The sequence below is a fragment of the Mesorhizobium sp. M7A.F.Ca.CA.003.01.2.1 genome (genome assembly GCF_003998945.1).
Lineage (GTDB): Bacteria > Pseudomonadota > Alphaproteobacteria > Rhizobiales > Rhizobiaceae > Mesorhizobium > Mesorhizobium ciceri.
In genome coordinates, this window is sequence record NZ_RZRA01001455.1 from 1 (window position 1) to 830 (window position 830).

The 830-nt window shown below is 69.6% G+C and carries 1 protein-coding gene; it reads left to right on the forward strand.

All coding sequences use genetic code 11. From position 1 onward, the window contains the following. Positions 1–830 (forward strand): iron chelate uptake ABC transporter family permease subunit (locus EN969_RS33415; RefSeq protein WP_164758767.1); only part of this gene is annotated, 830 nt, incomplete at both ends.

An 830-nucleotide genomic window follows, 5' to 3' on the forward strand; every position in this document is an offset into this window, starting at 1 on the left:
TTTTCGCACTGGCGCGCGGGCGCAGCTTTTCGCCAGTGTCGATCATCATCGCCGGCCTCGTCGTCAGCCTCACTTTCGGTTCGGCCGGCGCGCTGCTGATGGCGCTCAACCGCGAATACACCGAGGAGCTGTTCATCTGGCAGAGCGGCTCGCTGGTGCAGAATGGCGATGCGGCCGTCGTTGCTCTGGCGCCGTGGCTGCTGGCCGGCATCTGCGCCGCGTTCCTGCTCTGGCGACCGCTACGCCTGCTCGATCTCAGCGACGACGGCGCGGCATCGCTCGGCACCCGCCCGGCCGTCATCCGCCTTGCCGGCATGGCTGTCGCCGTCTCGCTTGGCGCGCTGGTCGTCGCCGAGGTCGGCGTCATCGGGTTCGTAGCGCTCGCTGCCCCGGCGCTGGCGCGGCTGGCCGGAGCGCGCACGCTTGGCCGCCGCCTGGTCTGGTCGCCGCTGGTCGGCGGCGCCCTGCTCTGGCTCACCGACCGCCTGGTGCAGCATCTGCCGTTCGCCGGCGAAATCCCCGCCGGCACCGCGACCGCTTTGCTCGGCGCGCCGCTGCTGCTGTTCCTGTTGCCGCGAATGCGAACCACCCCCGAAAGGCAGGCCGATATGATGTCGTCCGTACGCCTGCCGACAAACGGCCTGCCGTTGATCGCCGGCCTGCTGGCGCTCATCCTCGCGGTTGTCGTCGCAATGGGCTTTGGCCGTGGCGCAGGCGGTTGGCACTGGATCGCATCCGAGGATTTGACCGAGCTGCTTGCCCTGCGCGCGCCTCGCGTCGTCGTAGCCCTGTCGGCGGGCGTACGGACGACATCATATCGGCCTGCCTTT